Below are 19,264 nucleotides of genomic sequence, written 5' to 3' on the forward strand. Positions count from 1 at the left end.
GCCCGCGCGCGGAGGGACGGTGACAAGCGGCCGTGGCAGACAACGGCCGGTGGCGTTCGGTTGCGCCCGTGCTAGGCCCGGGCGGGCGCTTTCCGTTCGGCCACGAGGGCCAGCGTTTCGATGATCTCGCCAGCAGCGCGATCGACCGAGAGATAGTTTTCGCACACCTGCCAGCATCGGTCGCGGATCTGTTCGCGCGTTCCCGGCAGGCGCGATGCGGATTCGACACAGGCCAGCAAGGCCGCGGGGTCGCCCGCCAGCGTCGCACGACCGACCGAATGCTGTTCGATAAAGGTCACGAAATCGGTACCGGCCTCGGTTGCCGCCGCAATGGGTATGCCCGCGCGCAGATAGTCGATCGACTTCGAAGGAAAGGTGGGGACGGTCGTGTTGCTGACCGTCACGACAAGTCCGACATCGCAGGCCGAAGCGAGCTGGAGGTACGAATCCCTGTCGATGGGAGGCAGATAGGTCAGCTTGCTCAGGCCACTGGTCGCCTCCTGCTCGACCATGTCCCGCAGGCGACCATCGCCCAGCACAAGAAAATGCACGTCGCTGCCGGCCTGGTGGGCCAGCCGCGCCGCGCCGATAATGTCATCGAGGCCTCGCCCTTCGACCAGCTGCCCGCCGAACAGCGCAAGTTTGGCCTTGGGGTCGAGACCATGCTGCGCGCGCACGGCATCGCGGTCGCGCACCGATGCCAATGGCGGCTGGCCCCACAGCATGCGCTCGAAAACCGTCTGACTGTCGAGGATTTCGTAATGGGCCTTGAGAAAGGCGATATTGGCCGGCGACATGCACGCAATCGCGTCGAAGCGCTGCAGAAGTCTCGTTTCCTGCCACTTGGCCAGATCGAAAATGGGCCCCCGGGGGATCAGACCGATATCGCGATGCGCGATCGGGAAGAAGTCGACCACATAGACGCAACTGGCGGCCTTGCCAGCACCAGTGAAATGGCTCGCCAGCGACGCGATCGCGGTCAGGGGCGAATAGGTGAAGACCAGATCGAAGCTCTCGGTTTCCAGCGCGTCCAGCACTTGGCGCTTGCGCAGCCACGACGAAAGTCCCCAGCGCAGCAGCCGTTCGGATATCTTGCCGAACAGGCGGACCTGCGGCGGATAGAAATAATGAACCCGGACACCCGTCGGAAAGGTGATACTCGCGGGCGTGGACGCCTGGGCCACAGCCCATTGCAGCACGACGACCTCGACCTCGTGCCCTGCCTTCTGCCAGGCGTCGGCCAGTTCGCTCGTCAGATACGAGCTAGCGCCGGGATCGCTGGGGTAAATCGTCGTGATCATCAAGATTCGCATCAAACAGCCCTGAAATTCGAAGACGTTGCGCTCACGGAATGCGGGCCTGGGTCCAGCCCACTCCCCACAGCCAAGCAGTGCGACATATCATCGGCATTGGTCGCGGTCAGAACACGCTTTCCGGTTCGCCGGGAGCGGCTTAGCCACGGCGCACGGCGTCTAGGTGGAAAGTGCATCCCGATCAATAGTGTATCCGGCCCGGCAGGATCGATCCGGCATGCGGTGCCCGCCACCGGCTCAGAAGGACAGGCCTGCCCTGATATGCAGGCGCAGGTCCCCCGATCGCGTCGCCGGCCCATCGACCAGCGGCATGGCCATGGCCATGGCGAGCGAAAGCTTCGTCGAAACCTGGACATTGAACCCCAGCCCTGCGGCAGCAGCGCGCGCGAACCGCCGGTCGCCCGCATTCCTGCCATAGCCGGCGTCGAGGAACGCGAAGGGCTGCACCTGCGACCCGGAAAGTGAGCGCACGGACAGTGGCTGTAGCTCGTTGCGGCTGACAGCGGCCATGTCGAAGCCGCCATCCTCCAGCCCATAGCCGCGCACCGCAAATTCCCCGCCCAGGATTGACTGCTCGCTGGGTAGCAGCCGGTGACTGCTGACCTGCACCCGATAGGAGGACGACAGTACCCAGCCCTGGCGGATCGGAACGGTCGCCCAATAGTCCATCCCGCCATAGACATAACGGGCGGTGGTGGCCGCGCGTTCGGTGAACAGCGCGAAAGCCCGGTCGCTATTGCCCGATGTTATCCCGCCCGGACTGACCCGGGCGAAAAGCGTGTACCCGAACTGGGCGCGCCCGATATTGCCCCTCGCGCTCCAGCCCAATGCCAGCTGTGCCACGTCCGCCGCGGAGCGGAACACCCGCGTCTCGTCGAAAACCAGATCTCTGACCTGCCTGCGGAGTTCCAACCCGAGGGTTAGGTCTCCCCTTGCGCCCGCGATCTCGATTCCGTGACGATGGACGAGGGAGCCCTCGATCGTGGTCTGCCGGACCAAAAACGCTTCGACCGGCTGATCGGACCGGATCCAGTTCACGGAGGCCAGAATGTCCTGGCGCGGTGCGACGGGGACAATGGCCAATCCGCTATGGCTGACAAAGCTGCGATCGTCGCGGTTGCGCCCTGTCCAGCGCGCCGGATGCGCCAGACTGTCGGGATCGAGCGTCAGCAGATAGGAGAAGAGCGAGCCGCGGGAGCCGAGATCGCCGATCTGCATCCCGCCGAAGACCCGATCGCGGTCCTGCCCTCGCGGACCCGAATTGGCGTAACCTGCAAAAGCGCGAAACGGGCGCTGCCCTGTCGCGGTCAGTTCAAGGTCGCTCTGCCCGAAACCCGATCCCGGAGAGAAGCGCACTTCGACCCGGCGAAACGGGTCGCGGTTCAGCCATTCTAGATCCTGAATCAGGTCCGGCGCATCGATGCGATCGTCGCTGCCAAGCCTGATGCGGCGTCTGACGAACGAGGACTCCTCCTCGTCGGGCGCGATGACCCGCAGGGTACCCATCCGGAATTCGGTCACCTGGACGATAAGCGAACCTCCGGTCAGTTCCTGCGGTGGCTTCGTGACCGAGACGAAGGGTCGCCCCGTATCGCGATAGTGCTTCACGATTGCCGCTTCGATGTTGGCAATCAGGGCGCGCGAAAGCTGACGGCCCATCAACCGCCTCAGCTTCTTATGAAGCTTGTCCCTATGCGGCTCTGTCTGCGTCGCATCTGTATCGTCGGGTACGCGCTGCACGACAATCTCGCGCAGAACGACGCCCAGCGGAGCCTCGTCATTGCTGCCTTCGGAAGCCATGGGGCGATCGAGCGCAGGCGCGGGCACCGCACTTTGCCCGGGCGGTGTGTAACGCTCTATTACCTGGCCCAGCGCCGGGGTGCAGGCCGCGCCAAGAAACAGACAAGCGCCTGCTGAAAAGACAGAGGTTCGAGCGGGCATGGCTGGTCCAGTGCATTTGCCGGGCAGGGTCGCCGAAGGCTCAGGCCATCGAGGAAGGCGCACCCCTTCCCGAATGCGGCCTGTCACGGCGTCGGCGACGAAACGACCCTCAGCGTCGGAGGGTTCGTCCCCTCGACGATGATCCAGAGCGTGTTGAAATCAAAGCCTGTGTAGGTTGCAGCCGCATTCGGATTCCTGCCCGTATCGCCTCCGATCTGCTCGACCTGCAGCTGCGTGCCCGAATTCGTTCCGATCGCGCCCTGACCTGCGGTCTGACGGGTCCAGTATCCGAACTTGAGCTGCCCCGAATTGCGTCCGATCAGCGCGCCGGACTCCGCCCCGGTAACAATACCCGTTGCATAGAATTGCTCGATACCGGCCTCATTGTCGCCGACAAGACCACCGACAAACTGGGTGCCGGTCACGGCCCCGGTGGCATAGGCCCCACGGACCGAACCCTTGTTGTATCCAACAAGACCGCCGACTCTGACCGTTCCGTTGACGATGCCCGACGCAAAAACGGAGAGGATGCGTCCCTGATTGGACCCGACCAGTCCGCCGGTCCAGGTGGCGCCATCGACCCGGCTCGATGCCGAGCTGCCGATGATGTCTCCGAAATTGGTTCCGGCGAGGCCGCCCGTGGCGAAGGCGCCGGTGACACCGCCTGACACGGTGACACGCAGCAGCGTGCCCGAGTTGATGCCGGCCGCGCCGCCGGTGCTGCTCTGGCCCTTCACCGTGCCGGTTGCCTGGCTGTCGCTAATCGTGCCCGCATTGGCGCCGGCCAGACCGCCCAGCGTTTCGAAGCCTTCGACATTCGAGCTCGATCGCGAATTCAGAATCGTGCCCCAGTTGACGCCCACCAGCCCGCCAAGATGGTAGCCGTTGCCCACCGTACCGCTGCTGACGCCACTGGTGATCGCTCCGAAATTGGTGCCGACCAGCCCTGCAATGGCAAAGCTCCCGGTCGCGCCGCCGGAGGCGGTGCCGCCGTCCACGGTGCCGTGATTGATCCCGATCAGCCCGCCCGCATTGCTGAGCGCTCGTACATTGCCGGTCGCCTGCCCCGCGCGTACGAGGCCGGCATTGACGCCGACCAGGCCGCCGACCACCTCGCTGCCCTCGACAGCCGAGGCCGAACGCGAATCCAGAATATCGCCGAAATTGAGGCCCGCCGCCCCACCGACGTGCACGTTGCCGGTGACGCGACCATTGCCAACGCTGAGCACGATGCCGCCGCGGTTGATCCCGACCAGCCCGCCGGTGTTCAGGGCTCCGGAAACCGCACCCTGCGCCGTGCTGGCGTTGACCGCTCCGAAATTGGTTCCGGCAAGGCCGCCCGTGGCGAAGGCGCCGGTGACACCGCCTGACACGATGACACGCAGCAGCGTGCCCGAGTTGATGCCGGCCGCGCCGCCGGTGCTGCTCTGGCCCTTCACCGTGCCGGTTGCCTGGCTGTCGCTAATCGTGCCCGCATTGGCGCCGGCCAGACCGCCCAGCGTTTCGAAGCCTTCGACATTCGAGCTCGATCGCGAATTCAGAATCGTGCCCCAGTTGACGCCCACCAGCCCGCCAAGATGGTAGCCGTTGCCCACCGTACCGCTGCTGACGCCACTGGTGATCGCTCCGAAATTGGTGCCGACCAGCCCTGCAATAGCAAAGCTCCCGGTCGCGCTGCCGGAGGCGGTGCCGCCGTCCACGGTGCCGTGATTGATCCCGATCAGCCCGCCCGCATTGCTGAGCGCTCGTACATTGCCGGTCGCCTGCCCCGCGCGTACGAGGCCGGCATTGACGCCGACCAGGCCGCCGACTACCTCGCTGCCCTCGACAGCCGAGGCCGAACGCGAATCCAGAATATCGCCGAAATTGAGGCCCGCCGCCCCACCGACGTGCACGTCGCCGGTGACGCTGCCCGAGGTCACGATCTGGCTGAGCTGGCCGCGATTCGACCCTGCGACCGCACCCACGTTCATCGCGCCGCCGAACGTGCCCGAAAGCGTCAGCCCGCGCACGACGCCGGTCGATCCGATTTCGCTGAACAGGCCGACATTATTGTCGGCTGCCCTGACGATCTTCAGGTTAGTGATGCCGAAGCCATTGCCTTCCAGCGTACCGCCAAAGCCGCCTGCGGCCGCGATCGGAACGAACCCGGCAGCGCTGCGCCACATTCCGCTCGACTGACCGGTTGAACTGGCGTCGATATTGCCCAGCAGGCTGAATGTGCCCTTGGGGTTGAGCTGAACCAGCTGCAGCTGCTTGACGTTGCTCACGAAGCGTGTGTGTTCCGACCGCAGGAAGGGGCGCGTTTCGCCCTCGATCATGTACCAGACCGAGCTAAAGTCCCAACCGCTGCCATAGCTGGTCGATGCAAACGGAGACAGGCCGCCGGTTCCGCTCAAGGCGAAGACGCGGGTCAGCGACCCCACATTGTTGGCCACCTGAACAGTGGTTCCGGTAGCCAGCTGGTCCCATCCCGAATCGAAAATCTGTCCCGAATTATAGCCTGCCAGGCCGCCACCGCCTGACCCGACGGCGCCGATCGCATAACTCCGGCGGATTACACCCACGTTGAAATTCGAGCCAGCAATGCCCCCGGCAGTGGTTCCGCTGACGGCGGCGCCCGAATAGCTGTCGGCCACCTCTCCTCCGTTCCAGCCGACGATCCCGCCCGCAGCGCCCGTCACCCGACCGATTGAGCTCGAAGTGCGAATGAAGCCGACATTGCTTCCGACGATGCCGCCGGTCGAGTTGGAGCCGGTCACATCGGCATTGACATGGACGTTGCTGACCGTCCCGATATTGTACCCGACCACGCTTCCGACGGACTCGGTTCCGCGGAAGGTCCCGGTCAGGGTGAGGTTCTGGATCGTGCCGCTGCTCGCGGCGAACAAACCGGTATATTGCGATGAGCGTTGAACGAATGCGTTCGAAATCGTATACCCCGACCCGTTGAAACTCCCCGCGAATGGGACAATCGCTCCGCCGGACGTGCCGCCCCAGATCGGGGCAAATCCGTTCGCCGGGTTCCACATCCCGCCATCCTGTTTGACCAGGCCAAGGTCGATATTGCCCGCCAGCGTATAGGATTTGTTGAGGTCCATGCTGATGAGCTGGAGCTGATTGGCGTTCGTAATCGTCTGGGACCATTCCGATCGCAGGAATGGGCGGGTCGCGCCCTCAATCATGAACCAGCTATTTGCCAGGTCGAAGCCCGCATAGGATGATGGAGCATAGACGCTCCTGCCGGTCGTGCCGCCAAGCCCCAGCACATTGGTCAGGTTGGCGCCGGTGTTAGAAGCGCCGACGGCAGCGCTGAAGCCAGTCGTTCCGACATCCCAATAGGCATTCTCGACAGTGCCGGCATTCAAGCCGACAAGACCGCCAAACCAGCTTCCGGCGCCCTGAACGCGTCCGGTGGCAAATGCCCGCCTGACAGTGCCCGAATTCTGGCCGACAAGCCCCCCCCCGGCACTGCCTTGGAGTAACACGGTTCCGATGGTGTAGATATCCTCCGCCAGACCGAGATTGGCTCCAATCAATCCACCTGCTGTATTGCCCTTGACGGCACCCGATGAATAGGACGAGCTCACCGTACCGCTATTCTGGCCGACCAACCCTCCGGTCGACCCCGTGCCGGTCGCCGCGCCGGTCGCATAGCTTGCACTGACGATGCCCTGGTTAGCCCCTACAAGGCCTCCAGTAAGGTCACCGCTAACGCTTCCAGTCGCGAAGGAACCCTGGATCGTTCCGGAACTTGCATTAAAACCTACAAGGCCTCCGGCGGTATTGCCGCCCGTGATGATCGTCCGGCTGATCGCGCCGCTGGCGCGCGAACCTGCTATCAACCCGTCATTGAAGCCGACCAGACCACCCAGATTGCTGGTACCGGTGACCGCCGAACTTGACTGGCTGTTCTCGATGCCCGAGCGGGAAGAATTGTTGCCTACCAGTCCGCCGACGGATTGCGCTCCTACCCCGCCCAGCACAGTTCCGCTCGAGCTGGACTGACGCACCGTGGCTCCGCTATTCCACCCCAGGAGCCCTCCGATCCAGTTTGTCTGGGTGCCGCTGACATCACCGGTAAAGCTGGAGCCATTGATAACCGCAGTTCTCCAGTTCTGGCTCGCCAGACCGCCGACCGACCAACCTCCCAGATTATGCACGCGCCCTGAGACATGCGCATTGTCGATGGTGCCGTCGCTGGATCCGACCAAGCCGCCGACCACATCGCGACCTTCGATATTGACCCCGCTCAGCTGCACGTTGCGGATCGTCCCGCCACTGACCCCGAACAGGCCGTAATAGCCATCGGTGGTACCCCTGATCGTCAGCCCCCGGATCGTCAGATTCCTGCCGTCGAAAATGCCGGTGAAACTCCTCGACGCCGTTCCGATTGGTGCGAAGCCGGCCCCCGCATTCCAGCTGGCGGTGCTGCTGGCATCGATATCCCGGCCAAGCGTGTAGGTGCCGGTCAGATTGGTATTGATTGCCTGCAACTGGCTGGCCGTGTTCACCAGCATGTAACTGGTCAACAGCGCACCGCCGGTGACCCGCGTCGCATAGCTGTTCGGAGTGGTATAACTGGCGGGGTTGTAGAAAATGTCGACGCGACCGGCTGTTGATATTTGCGCGCCGGTGCCGAAGCTGACCGTCCCGATGGATGTGCCCTCGTTGTCCGCGCGCAGGATTACCGAGCCGCCGCCCGTCGCGGAGAGATTGGCGTTGACCGTGATATTGCGATAGGCGCTCAGTGTCAGCGTCCGGCCCGAATTCCAGCTTACGGCAGAATTGACGAAGATGTCCCCATTGCCGCCGACGCTCTCCTTGATGGTGCGCAGTTCCACATTGGTCGAGGCGAGGTTCGACGACAAGGTCGCGGCGGCCGCTGCATCGATGATGATGTCGTTGGGATCGATCAGCCAGTTGTCGGCCTGGACAGTGGCGCCGGTAAAATCGACCGTCGCGCCCGAGGTTTCGACAAAGCTGCCCGCACCGCTCGCGCTCAGCGCGGTGCTAGCCTGCAGATACCCGCGATCCGCGACCAGAAATATCCGCCCGCCCTGGCTTTCCACGCCGGTGGCCCGGATGGTTCCGCCGGTATTGCCGGCCAGTGCATAGATATTTCCGCCATTGGATCGCACCTCGACCATCGCCGCCGAAATGTCGCCGAGGTTGCGGACCATGGTGTCGCCGCCGCCAACCCGGACCGAAAGCATGCCGCCTGCGACCGCCGAATCGGTAAGGGTGACGTCGTAGCCGGCAGCCATGGCCACCGCGCCGTTTGCCGCCTCCAGCTTGCCGCGATTCTCGACCCGTGCCGCGACCAGACTGATATCGCCGCCCAGCGATCCGATGCGGCCGTAATTGACCAGCGCCGCCGTGCTCGTGCCGGAGAGGCGGATGGCGCCCCCTTCCAGAAAACGCCCGACATCGACATCAAGCGTCGACCCCACGAACGAGCCACCTACATTCACCACCCCGCCCTGGCCCACAACGACGCCGTTGGGATTGATCAGGTAGACGCTGCCGGATGCGCTCAGCAGGCCGTCAATCGACGAGACCGACGTACCCGTTACCCGGTTGAGCGTGGCGCCCGATCCATTGTTGAAATGGACCTTGGCATCGCTCCCGATCGAGAAGCCTTCCCAATCGAGGATTGCCCGCCGCGAATTCTGGTTGACCACAAGCGCCTTCGGCCCGCCGACCGTGACCACGGCAGAACCGCTGACCACGCGCCCGCCGGACGGCATAGCCGAACGCGCAGCGGCTGCAGTGGCTGCCGATGACGCAAGGCCGGGCGTGGAACGCGCGCCCATTTCGGCTTGCTCGGCGCCGACAGGCACAGCCTGCGCCAGGGCCGAACCGGGCAGATAGACCATCGAAAGCGCGAAAAGCGGCCAGCAGTGCTGGCATCTGCAAGACCATGAACTCAACTTGAAGAACCCCCTGCGCCGCGATGGACAGAAGTCCCACCGCCAATGCTGAATGGTTGATAATGTTGCATAATTTATTGATTATGCAAACTATGAATTCAGAAATTCTGCAACCCTTTGCGACCCGAAAGAGAATAGCGGGTCCGATGGTGATCCTGCAATGCTTGAATGACGTAGAGCATCTGGCCAAAGGCTTTTGAGCGGCGAGGCTTGCTTACTGCAGAATCTGTCGAGCGCGCTCGGTATCAATTCGCGCTAGTCCAACTCCCGAATATCGCTTGTCGAGGTCACGACAGCGATATTCCAGCGCACCACAGGCACCAGCCTTGAGGCAAACCTGCCTTGCGGCTCAGGGCGGCCGTCCGCCCCTGGGCCTGGCGGGGCTGCAAGAGCAGTCATCAGCACAGCGATGGCCATCGCAACGACCGAGCTATAAGACGCCGGAGCGGCATCGCAAGACCGATCGCAGCCAAACTGGAGCGATCGGCCACCACCCCCTGCAAGATGGACGCGATCCCCGGCCCAAGGCCCTTGCCGCGGGCGCCGTCAATTTGGCGCGCAGCCCAGTTTTGGCTTGCATGTCCCGGCATATGTGGCAGGGGACGCGCATCGGCACGAGAGTGATGGCATGCAGCGCGTCCTGTTTCTAGGTTTCGGATCAGAGCAGCAAACCACCAACATGCTGTTCAAGAAGCTGGCCGATGCCGCGAGCAGCCATGTCGATTCCGTCTTCAAGATTCGCCAGTTTCCTGCCGGCGTTGCCAACAAGCTGCGATATGGCCTGCGCCAGATTGCCGAGGACTGGCGCCTCGCACGCCAGCACGACCGGATCGTGGTTTATGCATCGGCGGCGCTGTCGCTGCCGATCCTGCTCGCTTGCAAGCTGCTCGGCCGACCGACCGCCGTGTTCGTCTGGGACATCTATCCCGATTCCAAGGTGCACGCGTCCGGTGGCAAGCAAGGCCTGTCGATCGCATTGCACGACTGGCTCGAGCGCGCAGGGTTGCGGCTGGCCTCGCGGATCTGGGTACCGAGCACCGATTATCTTCACGCGCCCAGCCTCGCCAAGCATCGGCACAAGGTCGGCATCCTGCCGCTCTGGCCGACGCTGCAGAGAATCCACCGCAAGCCGCAGCCGGTGGCCGATCCCGTGCGGGTCCTCTTCACCGGTCAGGTTCTCGCCTCGCGCGGGCTTGAAGCGGCCTATCTCAGGCTGATCGATGTGTTCGGCCCGCGAGTCGAACTGCACATCTATGGCGAGATTGTCGAGAAGCTCTCCCCTGCCTTCGAAGACAGCCATCGCGTGATCTATCACGGCCTCAAGCCGCAGGCCGAACTGATTCAAGAGGCGCAGAACTATGATTTTGCGCTGATCTGCCTGGAACAGGAATATCCGCTGCCCGCAGCCCCCTCGAAAAGCCTGTTCTATCTGTCGCTGGGCCTCCCCATGCTCTATTTCGGCCCCAAGGTGTCCTTTCTCGACGAATATTTTATCGGCAAGGTGGCCATCGATATCACGCGACCAGAGGCGGCCGATGGCTTCAGGCAGGATGTGGCAAGGCTGTGCGACGGGCTGGACCTGCAGCTGCCGTCGACATTCCAGGCATTAGATTTGAAATGGGACAAAATTGCTAAAGTTTTTTAACCTCTGGACGGCGCTCACGCTTCTCCTGTTCTACTTTGGCCCAATTCCCTGGGGCAATCGGGACGATCCGACGATAGCGCTTTATGTGCTGACATGCGTCGCCTTCTTCAATTTCGGCGCCCATTTGTTCGGTCGGCGCCTCGCCTTCTCCAGTCCCGTTTTCAAGCTGAACAACGGTCTGCAATATTTCCTGATTGTCCTGTTCATCATCCTGTCCGCCGAGCAGGTCCGCATCCTTTCGGGCAAGTTGATTTTCAATCCCTTCGACTATTCGCTCGAATTCGGGAACATCTACGAGGATTTCTACAAGAAATCGGCCGAGGCGGACGGCGGCATATTGGCGTTTCTGATCACCATCGTGAAGATGGCGATCTTCCCGCTCATTCTCTACATCTTCTGCGAATCGCTGGGTAAGGACTGGAAGAAGCTGGCGCTGATCGGCTTCCCCTTCGCGGCATCGAGCATGATGCGCGGTACCGACAAGGAGCTGATGGACCTCGCCATCCTCGTGTTCGTGGCCATGTTCTACAAGGGAATGATCAACCGCCGGACCGTGGCGCTGATGCTGCCGCTGTTCCTGTTCCTGTTCCTCGTGCGCCGCGTCGATCGATATGGCGGGTATCTGCCGCCATGCCTTGCCGACCGCATCACCTGTTTCGATTTCCAGGGGACGCTCGGGTCGATCTCGCCCTCGCTCGAAATCCTTTACGTCTTCATCACCAGCTACATCACCCAGGGTTATTATGCGCTCGGGCTCACATTCGGGCTCGACGCTGACTGGGGCATGGGCGTGGGGCACCTGCCACCAGTGAAGAGCATTCTGTGCTCGAATTTCGATCTCGGATGTACCGTCCGCGACTATCAGTATGCGCTTGACGGCATCGGCTGGGATCCTCTGGCGCAGTGGACATCGGTCTACCCGATCCTGGCCAATGACTTCACCTTCTTCGGGGTTCCGTTCTTCTTCCTGGTGATCGGCATCGTGTTCAAGGCTGCGGAAGCGGAGTGGATCAAGGCCCGATCGATCTATTCGCTCTGCACGCTGATCATCATCACGCAGTTCTTCATCTTCAGCTCCGCCAACATGCAGATCGCCATCTCGGTGGACTGGGTGGTGGCCACGGTCGTCTTTCTGTACGTACCGATCATCAGGTCCGTGCTGTTTGCCGCCGTTCGCCGCTGATGCTTGCGAGAATCTACAGCCAGCGGCATCTGGTCATCTCGGTCGGGGCAAGGTCCGCGCTGGGCCTAGCCATCTCGGTCTCGACCGTGGCGTCGCACAAGGCCGAAGCGTCGGTGGAACTGTTTCAGCTCCTCATGCTGCAGACCGTCTTCTCGATCCTGATTTCCGGCGCGGGGTTCATCAAGGGCATCACGGCGGGCAACGCCCGCAATTTTCGATCGATCCTGACGGCCTATGCCGGCTATGCCGCTCTGCTGGCGGTGATCGCTGCCATCCTGGTGCACGCCGTTCTACCGTCCTCGCTGACCGGCACGCTGACATCCGCGGTGTGGAAGATCGACCTTCTGCTGGTGGGCGCCGTCGGCGCGTCGCTCACACCGCTGGTGCAAGGCTTTCTGGTCGCCGATGGCCGACCGGGCCAGGCCTATGGACCCGCAAGTGTCCTCAGCCTCGTCGCGACTGCGCTGCTGCTGGGCCTTTCCGGGCTGTCCGCCGACCTTATCGTGGTGATCTGGTGCCTGTCGCAGATCGTCATCTTCGTCGTCACGGCCTGCCTCGTCGCAGGCGCGATGACGCCGGATATGGCAGATGACGGGGCGCCGGAGTCGTTCGCGAGCTTGATCGGCGGCACCGCATCCATCGGCGTGATCAATGGCCTGAACATTTTCATCGTGTTCAGCTTCCGCGAATTCTGGTCCGAGCATAGCAACGCCGCGATCGCCGCGTCGGGCTTCTTTGCGCTGCGCGTGTCCGATGTCGTGCTGCAGATCATGTTCAACGCCATCGCTACCCAGCAGCTCAGCGTGCGCGCCATCGTCGAAAGCCGGATGACCCGGTTGGCGCTGGGCATCATGGCCGCGCTGTTCCTGACCCTGTGCACCGCGCTGGCGTTCGCCCACGACCAGACCGGCTATCTCGCGATGGGATGGATCGGACTATGCATCGCGATCATCATCCAGTCGATCGTCGATATCCTGCGGATCGGCTCATCCTATGCGACGATAGTCATCCTGCGGACCGAGCCGCCCCATGTCTATGGGCTGGTCGCGATCGTTCCGACACTCGCCGCTGCCCTGCTGGCATGGTCGACCTTCCCGTTGGCGCGCGAAGCGGTAATCTATCTGTTCCAGATCAGTGCCGCGATGGTGCAGATCGGCCTTTGCTACGGGTATCTCAGGCACAAGCTGGGCCGCCAAGCAGATCCCGCCGACGGGATCCGCCGCTCATGACTTCGGGCAAGTCAGTTCGGGCAAGGTCGTCATCTTGCTCGGCAGATCGCCGCTACCTGGTCATCGCGACGGTTCGGAGTGACTATCGCCGCAGACAACCAAGTTGAATTTCCCCTAGCACTACTTTGGCAAAAGTGTGATTGGCGCTTTGCCCAGCGAGCACCCACAGTGGGGCATTGAATCGGCGGAGAGCGAGACAGGCGGTTAAGGATGGCTTGGCGCACTGCTGGCAAGTTGGGTTACGGCAGCGGGCCAGCGACTCGTTTTTTCCTCCCCGCCTGAGCGATCCGGCGGCTCTGCATTAAGGCATAAGCGACCCTACGATCAGGTTGCGCAAGCAGCCTGAAGGAAATCGGCCGATGCAAATCGCATTGCTGGATGATGTGGAGGCCCTGACGTGATGGCGTGGACGACTCCTGCACGAGCGTAGCTGTGCAATGATGGGCCGTTGTAGGTCCACGTCTAGGAGACGGCAAATGAAGCAGGAGATTGTTACCGTCGGTTTGGATCTGGCGAAGAGTGTTTTTCAAGTTCACGCGATCGGGAGCGATGGCGCCGTCCTCATCCGGCGCAAGCTTCGGCGCGCAGAGGTAATCGGCTTCTTCACCGATCTGCCAAGCTGCCTTGTTGGTATGGAAGCATGTGCATCGGCCCATCATTGGGCTCGCGAGCTGATCGCACTGGGCCACGAGGTCCGGCTGATGCCGCCCGCCTATGTAAAGCCCTATGTAAAGCGTGGGAAGACTGATGCAGCAGATGCCGAGGCGATCTGCGAGGCGGTGACGCGACCGACGATGCGGTTTGTTGCGGTGAAGACCGTCGAACAGCAGGCGGTATTGATGCTCCACAAGAGCCGCGACCTGATGGTGCGGCAGCGGAACATGCTCATCAATGCCTTGCGGGGCCACCTCGCTGAGTACGGTATCGTGACGGGTATTGGTGCGGGTGGCGTAACCGCGATGCTGAAGGCGCTGCATGAGCGACAAGAAGAGCTGCCTGCCCATGCTCGTTCTGCGTTGCACGGGCTCGCTGCTCAGCTGAGAGCGCTCACCAGCGAGATCGATAGACTGGAAGCGCAAATCCTCGCGTGGCATCGCGCCGACGAGACGAGCAGGCGGCTCGCCACGATCCCGGGCATCGGCCCGATCACCGCGTCAGCTATATCGGCCGCAGTGCCAGATGCGTCTCTGTTCCGATCCGGACGCCAGTTCGCAGCATGGCTAGGGCTCACGCCCCGAGCGAATAGCTCTGGCGGCAAGGAACGGCTGGGCGGAATCACCAAGCAGGGCGACGGCTACTTACGACGGCTGCTTGTGGTCGGCGCGACAGCGGTGATGCGTATGACGCGCAAAAACGCTGATCGGCAGCCTTGGATGGCGCAGCTCCTGGAGCGCAAGCCTGCGAAGATCGCGACAGTCGCGCTCGCCAACAAAACAGCGCGCATCGCTTGGGCGGTCATGTCGCGCAAAGAAGTCTACGCGGCTGAAACCGCGTGACCGTCATCCGCGCTGCCGTGTTACGCACGGGAGCAGGATGGCGCAGGAGTCGCTGAGTAGTGATGACAAACCGGTCAGACCGGGGGTCGGCAAAACCCAGGGGGTCACAGCGCTTCGAGCGCGATGACGTGATTAGGGAGCCAACCTGCGGACTTCATCAGGGCCAGCAGCCATGCGGTGCTGCACGAACAGGCCGAACACATGGATGCACCCGACCGGTGCTCATCGCTAAACAAAAGCTCTTGCGCCACAGGGGTCGTCCACACATGGACCTACAACGGCCCATCATTGCACAGCTACGCTCGTGCAGGAGTCGTCCACGCCATCACGTCAGCTTGTTCATCCGCCACGCCGGCATCGATCGCGCCAAGGCGAAGGTCAGCCTTGCCAACATCGCCTACAACATAGGCCGTCTGATCTTCCACGAACGACGACTGGCTCCAGGGTAAGTGTGCCCGAAATCCAGAAAATCCAACCAAGAGCCGGTGATCAAACCCCAAAACGCTCAACATCAACGGGCATATTCGACTCTCAAGACGCAATCAGCACCTCCGCGCCGCCAAACTCAGGGGGGATAGGGGTGTCCATGTCTGCGGGACGTAAGTTACAGATGGCCTGACAGTCGACCGGTGCCCTGGAACCCAACGGTGCAAAATGGCACACGATGCCGCCCTTTATGCGGACTAGGGCGCGCGGATCTCCATCCTTGGCAACGATCTCGCATCGAAAGGCCGGATACGTTCTTGCAGATTGCTCAGAACATCCGACACAAACCGCTTGCCGACGGGGCGGGCCCTACGTTTGCGCAACCGGCAGAGCGTTGGGCCTTGATGTAGCTGCTGTTGATCTGGCTGGTTTCGGCAACCCAGCCTTCCTCTGTCAGTGCCTCCAGGATGCCGGTCCAGACATCCCGTCGGCTCCACCTATTCCAGCGATTGTAGACCATGGCGGAAGGACCGTATTCGGGTGGATAGTCCGCCCGGCGACCGCCGCATTTGAGCATTTGAATGATGCCCGAGATAACCCTGCGATCATCGACCGGCCGCGCTCCGAGCTGGTTCCTCGGCAAGTGCGGCTCGATCGCAGCCCATGCTTGATCCGACAACCAGAACAACGAACGCGACATTCTCAAAGCCTCCTGTCTCACCGGAGACTTCCTGAATCGATGTGTGCGTCGATTTTCAAGAAGCTGATTGGGTTTGGACCCTAACACCACGGTCGTACAGTTCCGGCGGCAAGGAACGGCTCGGCGCCATTACTAAGCAGGGTAATGGATACCTTAGGCGCCTCTTTATCGTTGGCGCTACGGCCGTGCTGCGCATGACACGCAAGTATTAGACGAAGCAACCATGGCTGGCCAGGCTGCTGATGACCAAGCCGACAAAGATCGCAAGCGTGGCGCTGGCCAAAAAAATCGCCCGGGTCGCTTGGGCTATCATGAGCCGAGGAGAGGTATATCGATCGGCAGCGACCTGAGCTCTAGGGGTCAGAAAGCGCATTTACGAGATGGTGCAGGGTGAACAAATGGTGATGACAGATCGGAGATTGTCGAAACCCAAGGGGAGCAAACGCAAACTAAGCGCGTTGGCGTGATCAGGGAAACGATCCGCGGACTTCATCAGGGCCAGCAGCCATGCGGTGCTGCGCGAACAGGCCGAACACATGGATGCACCTGGCGGGTGGTTAAAAACACCAAAAAACCTCTTGTGCTGCGGGAGACGTCCACATGCGCCTGCATCATTCGGCTCCCTGCCATACCTGCCGGAAAGCGCCCGGCATGCGCTGGTCGTGCTGCCGAGTGCCGGTCAGCCATAGTCCACGCCCCGGCCGATGTCACCGGCGACATAGTCTGGCCGGTCTGATACCGATTCTGATCCGCATGCAAAAGAGATGCCGCTGTGCAGATAGCATCGACCGCGCAATGATGCTGAGACCCCGATTTTCCTAGGATGCAAATATTTCCAAGAAAAACAATATTTTACTCAAAGATCAGGCCGTGACTAGCCATGGCTCGGCCCGTTAGGACGCATCGATTGCGCAGCGAGGCGCTGAAAGACGTTGACTGGACCGGCCGATGCGGCGTTATCAGGCCCGCCTTGATAGACTGGATCGAAGGCAGTGGATCGACTATGAGCACCCCAATTCAGAGGGAAGAGGGGAGAGGGGAGAATATTGATATGGCTTGCCTGCGCAAAATGGGTCCATCGTCAAGAGCTGGAGCAGGGGATGGAATTAACGCGACAGGTGCGTTTGCGGCGCCTGCAAACTGACCGGAGCCGAACAAAACCGGTTTCGTTCTTTTTGCGCCAGCGGTTCAGGACATGTCGATCTTGAGCAGCGTATTCGCCGCGATCTCAAAGTCAGTTTACAATGCACAAGGTTCTTCACTGATGGGATGGCGTCGGATCTGTCCGCCCCTTCCATTCGCGCTGTTCCGACGGTGCGGGGGTCGGGCCATCGTGACTTTCGAGGGGTTAAACAAGGCATGTCGCCCTGCGAGAGATCCAGCAATCGCCCGCTTTCTGATTTCGAACCTATTCGTCAAAAAAGCCCAGGAATTACGAAATGATCAGTCCGAGAATATATGCATTTGCGGACGCAGTCCTGAAGCTCGACCGAAGCTACAAGCGGCTTCTGGTGATCCTGACCGATGCGGTGCTCTGCGTTTGCGCGGTTCAGGTCTCGTTCCTGATGCGCATCGGTGAATGGGCCCTGTTTGACCGTGCGAGCCATATCGTTACGCTGATCGCGCTGGCGCTGTGGGCGCCGATCTATACCTATACGGGGACCTATCGCACGATCTTCCGGTTTGCCGGCGTCGGGACGATGGCGGCGCTCATGCGCACGACCATGGCGTTTGCGACGCCCATCATCGTCCTGTTCATGATCTGGACGATTCCCGGGGTTCCCAGGACCCTCGGCCTCATCCTGCCGATTATATTCTTCGCCTTTCTGTGCCTCAGCCGGATCGTGGCGCGCTACATGATCATTGACGTCCTGACCCAGCGGCATTTTGCGGGGGAGCCGCGCCGCGTGCTCGTCTATGGTGCAGGATCGTCCGGTCGACAGCTGGTCAGTTCGCTCAAGCACGAGCCCGGAATGCAGGTGACGGGTTTTGTCGATGACGACCATCGCCTGAAGGGACAGACGCTTGACGATTACATGATTTACAAGCCCAGCGAGCTCCCGCAGCTAATCGAGCGCTACAAGTTGACCGACATCATGCTGGCAATGCCCAGCAACACCAAGGCGAAGAACCGGGATATCGTTGCAAGCCTGGAGAAATACGGCCTGCACGTGCGGACGCTGCCGGGCATTTCGGAACTGGTCAAGGGAAGGATCACCAGCCAGGATCTGCGCGAGATCAATGTCGAGGACCTGCTGGGCCGCGACTGCGTTCCGGCCAGCATCCATCTCATGGGCAAAACGATCGTCGGCAAGACCGTGATGGTTACCGGGGCCGGAGGATCGATCGGCAGCGAACTGTGCCGCAAGATCGTGATGCTCCAGCCACGCGTTCTGGTGCTGGTCGAAATGACCGAATACGCCCTGTACGCCATCGAGCAGGAACTCACCGAACTCCTCGCGCGCAATCCTAGCGACATGCAGGTGCGGATCGTCGCCGAGCTGGCCAATGTGTCCAATCCCGATCTTGTCGAACGCATGGTCGAGCGCTGGAAGCCTCATACCATCTTTCATGCAGCCGCCTACAAGCATGTTCCGCTGGTCGAGGAAAACCCGATCGGCGGCATCAGCAACAACGTCTTCGGAACCCTGAATGTGGCGCTCGCCGCGGAACGCAAGAAAGTCTCGCACTTCATTCTGGTCAGTACCGACAAGGCGGTACGGCCCACCAACATCATGGGCGCGACCAAGCGGGTCTGCGAGCAGATTCTGCAAGCGCGCGCCGCGCTGAAGACGGGAACGTGCTTTTCGATGGTCCGGTTCGGCAACGTTCTGGGATCGAGCGGCTCTGTCGTCCCTCGGTTCGAGAAGCAGATCCGCAACGGCGGACCCGTGACCCTGACGCATCGCGACGTCGTGCGCTATTTCATGACCATTCCCGAAGCTGCGGAACTAGTGATCCAAGCCGGCGCCATGGCCAATGGCGGGGAGGTGTTCGTGCTCGACATGGGCAGCCCGGTCCGGATCATCGACCTGGCCAGCCGCATGGTGCGCCTGGCGGGCCTGACAGTGCAGGACGCCCAAAATCCCGAGGGCGATATCGAGATCCGGGAAGTGGGATTACGGCCCGGCGAAAAGCTCTACGAGGAGCTGCTGATCGGCGACAATGCCATGCCGACCGAACATTCGCGGATCATGCGCGCCAACGAGGATTTCATCCCTTGGGACGAGCTCACCGTCGCGCTGGCACAGATGCAGGACACCATCAATGGCGGGCGGCGCGAAGAGGCGCTGGCCATCCTGCGCAGGCTCGTACCGGAATATTCGCCGCAAAAGCACGAGCCCGTTCTGGTCTCGAGCTGATCCACCCCGGGGCAGTTCGGGGGGCCGGGCGGTGCA

The 19,264-nt window shown here is 61.8% G+C and carries 9 protein-coding genes and 1 pseudogene; 6 read left to right on the plus strand and 4 right to left on the minus strand.

Features of this window, described 5'->3' with window-relative positions:
- Positions 1-71 precede the first annotated feature (71 nt).
- The 3 genes from B5J99_RS05800 to B5J99_RS05810 form a co-directional block, all read right to left on the minus strand.
- Positions 72-1,301 (minus strand): glycosyltransferase family 4 protein, encoded by a 1,230-nt coding sequence (locus B5J99_RS05800; RefSeq protein ID WP_162892472.1) that lies wholly within the window; start codon positions 1,299-1,301, stop codon positions 72-74.
- A gap of 249 nt (positions 1,302-1,550) precedes the next feature.
- Positions 1,551-3,113 (minus strand): ShlB/FhaC/HecB family hemolysin secretion/activation protein, encoded by a 1,563-nt coding sequence (locus tag B5J99_RS05805; protein WP_162892473.1) that lies wholly within the window; start codon positions 3,111-3,113, stop codon positions 1,551-1,553.
- Between the two features lie 224 nt (positions 3,114-3,337).
- The gene (locus B5J99_RS05810) at positions 3,338-9,133 is read right to left on the minus strand and encodes a filamentous hemagglutinin N-terminal domain-containing protein (RefSeq protein WP_117351846.1); all 5,796 of its coding nucleotides are present in this window, start codon (positions 9,131-9,133) and stop codon (positions 3,338-3,340) included.
- 682 nt (positions 9,134-9,815) lie between these two features.
- Here B5J99_RS05810 and B5J99_RS05815 point away from each other — a divergent pair.
- The 4 genes from B5J99_RS05815 to B5J99_RS05830 all read left to right on the plus strand — a co-directional run bounded on the left by B5J99_RS05815 (position 9,816) and on the right by B5J99_RS05830 (position 14,740).
- The gene (locus B5J99_RS05815; protein ID WP_117351847.1) at positions 9,816-10,832 is read left to right on the plus strand and encodes a glycosyltransferase family protein; all 1,017 of its coding nucleotides are present in this window, start codon (positions 9,816-9,818) and stop codon (positions 10,830-10,832) included.
- A gap of 85 nt (positions 10,833-10,917) precedes the next feature.
- Positions 10,918-12,015 (plus strand): hypothetical protein, encoded by a 1,098-nt coding sequence (locus B5J99_RS05820; RefSeq protein ID WP_117351848.1) that lies wholly within the window; start codon positions 10,918-10,920, stop codon positions 12,013-12,015.
- Positions 12,015-13,244, plus strand: a complete 1,230-nt coding sequence (locus tag B5J99_RS05825; RefSeq protein ID WP_117351849.1) for a hypothetical protein — start codon at positions 12,015-12,017, stop codon at positions 13,242-13,244. The genes B5J99_RS05820 and B5J99_RS05825 overlap by 1 nt, the downstream gene beginning before the upstream one ends.
- Before the next feature lie 476 nt (positions 13,245-13,720).
- Positions 13,721-14,740 (plus strand): IS110 family RNA-guided transposase, encoded by a 1,020-nt coding sequence (locus B5J99_RS05830; RefSeq protein WP_117351850.1) that lies wholly within the window; start codon positions 13,721-13,723, stop codon positions 14,738-14,740.
- Positions 14,741-15,494: 754 nt separating this feature from the next.
- Here B5J99_RS05830 and B5J99_RS05840 read toward each other — a convergent pair.
- Positions 15,495-15,866: a transposase gene (locus tag B5J99_RS05840; protein ID WP_117351851.1), complete on the minus strand. Its 372-nt coding sequence runs from the start codon at positions 15,864-15,866 to the stop codon at positions 15,495-15,497.
- Positions 15,867-15,946: 80 nt separating this feature from the next.
- Here B5J99_RS05840 and B5J99_RS19815 point away from each other — a divergent pair.
- Positions 15,947-16,064: pseudogene (locus B5J99_RS19815) on the plus strand (transposase); the annotation flags it as partial.
- Positions 16,065-17,305: 1,241 nt separating this feature from the next.
- Positions 17,306-19,228 carry a polysaccharide biosynthesis protein gene (locus B5J99_RS05850; protein ID WP_245991764.1) on the plus strand — a complete coding sequence of 641 codons (1,923 nt, stop codon included), beginning with the start codon at positions 17,306-17,308 and terminating at the stop codon, positions 19,226-19,228.
- The last annotated feature ends 36 nt before the right edge of the window (positions 19,229-19,264 follow it).

It is taken from the genome of Blastomonas fulva (assembly GCF_003431825.1).
GTDB lineage: Bacteria > Pseudomonadota > Alphaproteobacteria > Sphingomonadales > Sphingomonadaceae > Blastomonas > Blastomonas fulva.

What these genes read in the sequence shown, in the direction of transcription:
- B5J99_RS05800 (WP_162892472.1), bottom strand. Translation starts at nt 1,301, where the DNA reads ATGATCACGACGATTTACCCCAGCGATCCCGGCGCTAGCTCGTATCTG.
- B5J99_RS05805 (WP_162892473.1), bottom strand. Translation starts at nt 3,113, where the DNA reads ATGGCTTCCGAAGGCAGCAATGACGAGGCTCCGCTGGGCGTCGTTCTG.
- B5J99_RS05810 (WP_117351846.1), bottom strand. Translation starts at nt 9,133, where the DNA reads ATGGTCTATCTGCCCGGTTCGGCCCTGGCGCAGGCTGTGCCTGTCGGC.
- B5J99_RS05815 (WP_117351847.1), top strand. Translation starts at nt 9,816, where the DNA reads ATGCAGCGCGTCCTGTTTCTAGGTTTCGGATCAGAGCAGCAAACCACC.
- B5J99_RS05825 (WP_117351849.1), top strand. Translation starts at nt 12,015, where the DNA reads ATGCTTGCGAGAATCTACAGCCAGCGGCATCTGGTCATCTCGGTCGGG.
- B5J99_RS05830 (WP_117351850.1), top strand. Translation starts at nt 13,721, where the DNA reads ATGAAGCAGGAGATTGTTACCGTCGGTTTGGATCTGGCGAAGAGTGTT.
- B5J99_RS05840 (WP_117351851.1), bottom strand. Translation starts at nt 15,866, where the DNA reads ATGTCGCGTTCGTTGTTCTGGTTGTCGGATCAAGCATGGGCTGCGATC.
- B5J99_RS05850 (WP_245991764.1), top strand. Translation starts at nt 17,306, where the DNA reads ATGATCAGTCCGAGAATATATGCATTTGCGGACGCAGTCCTGAAGCTC.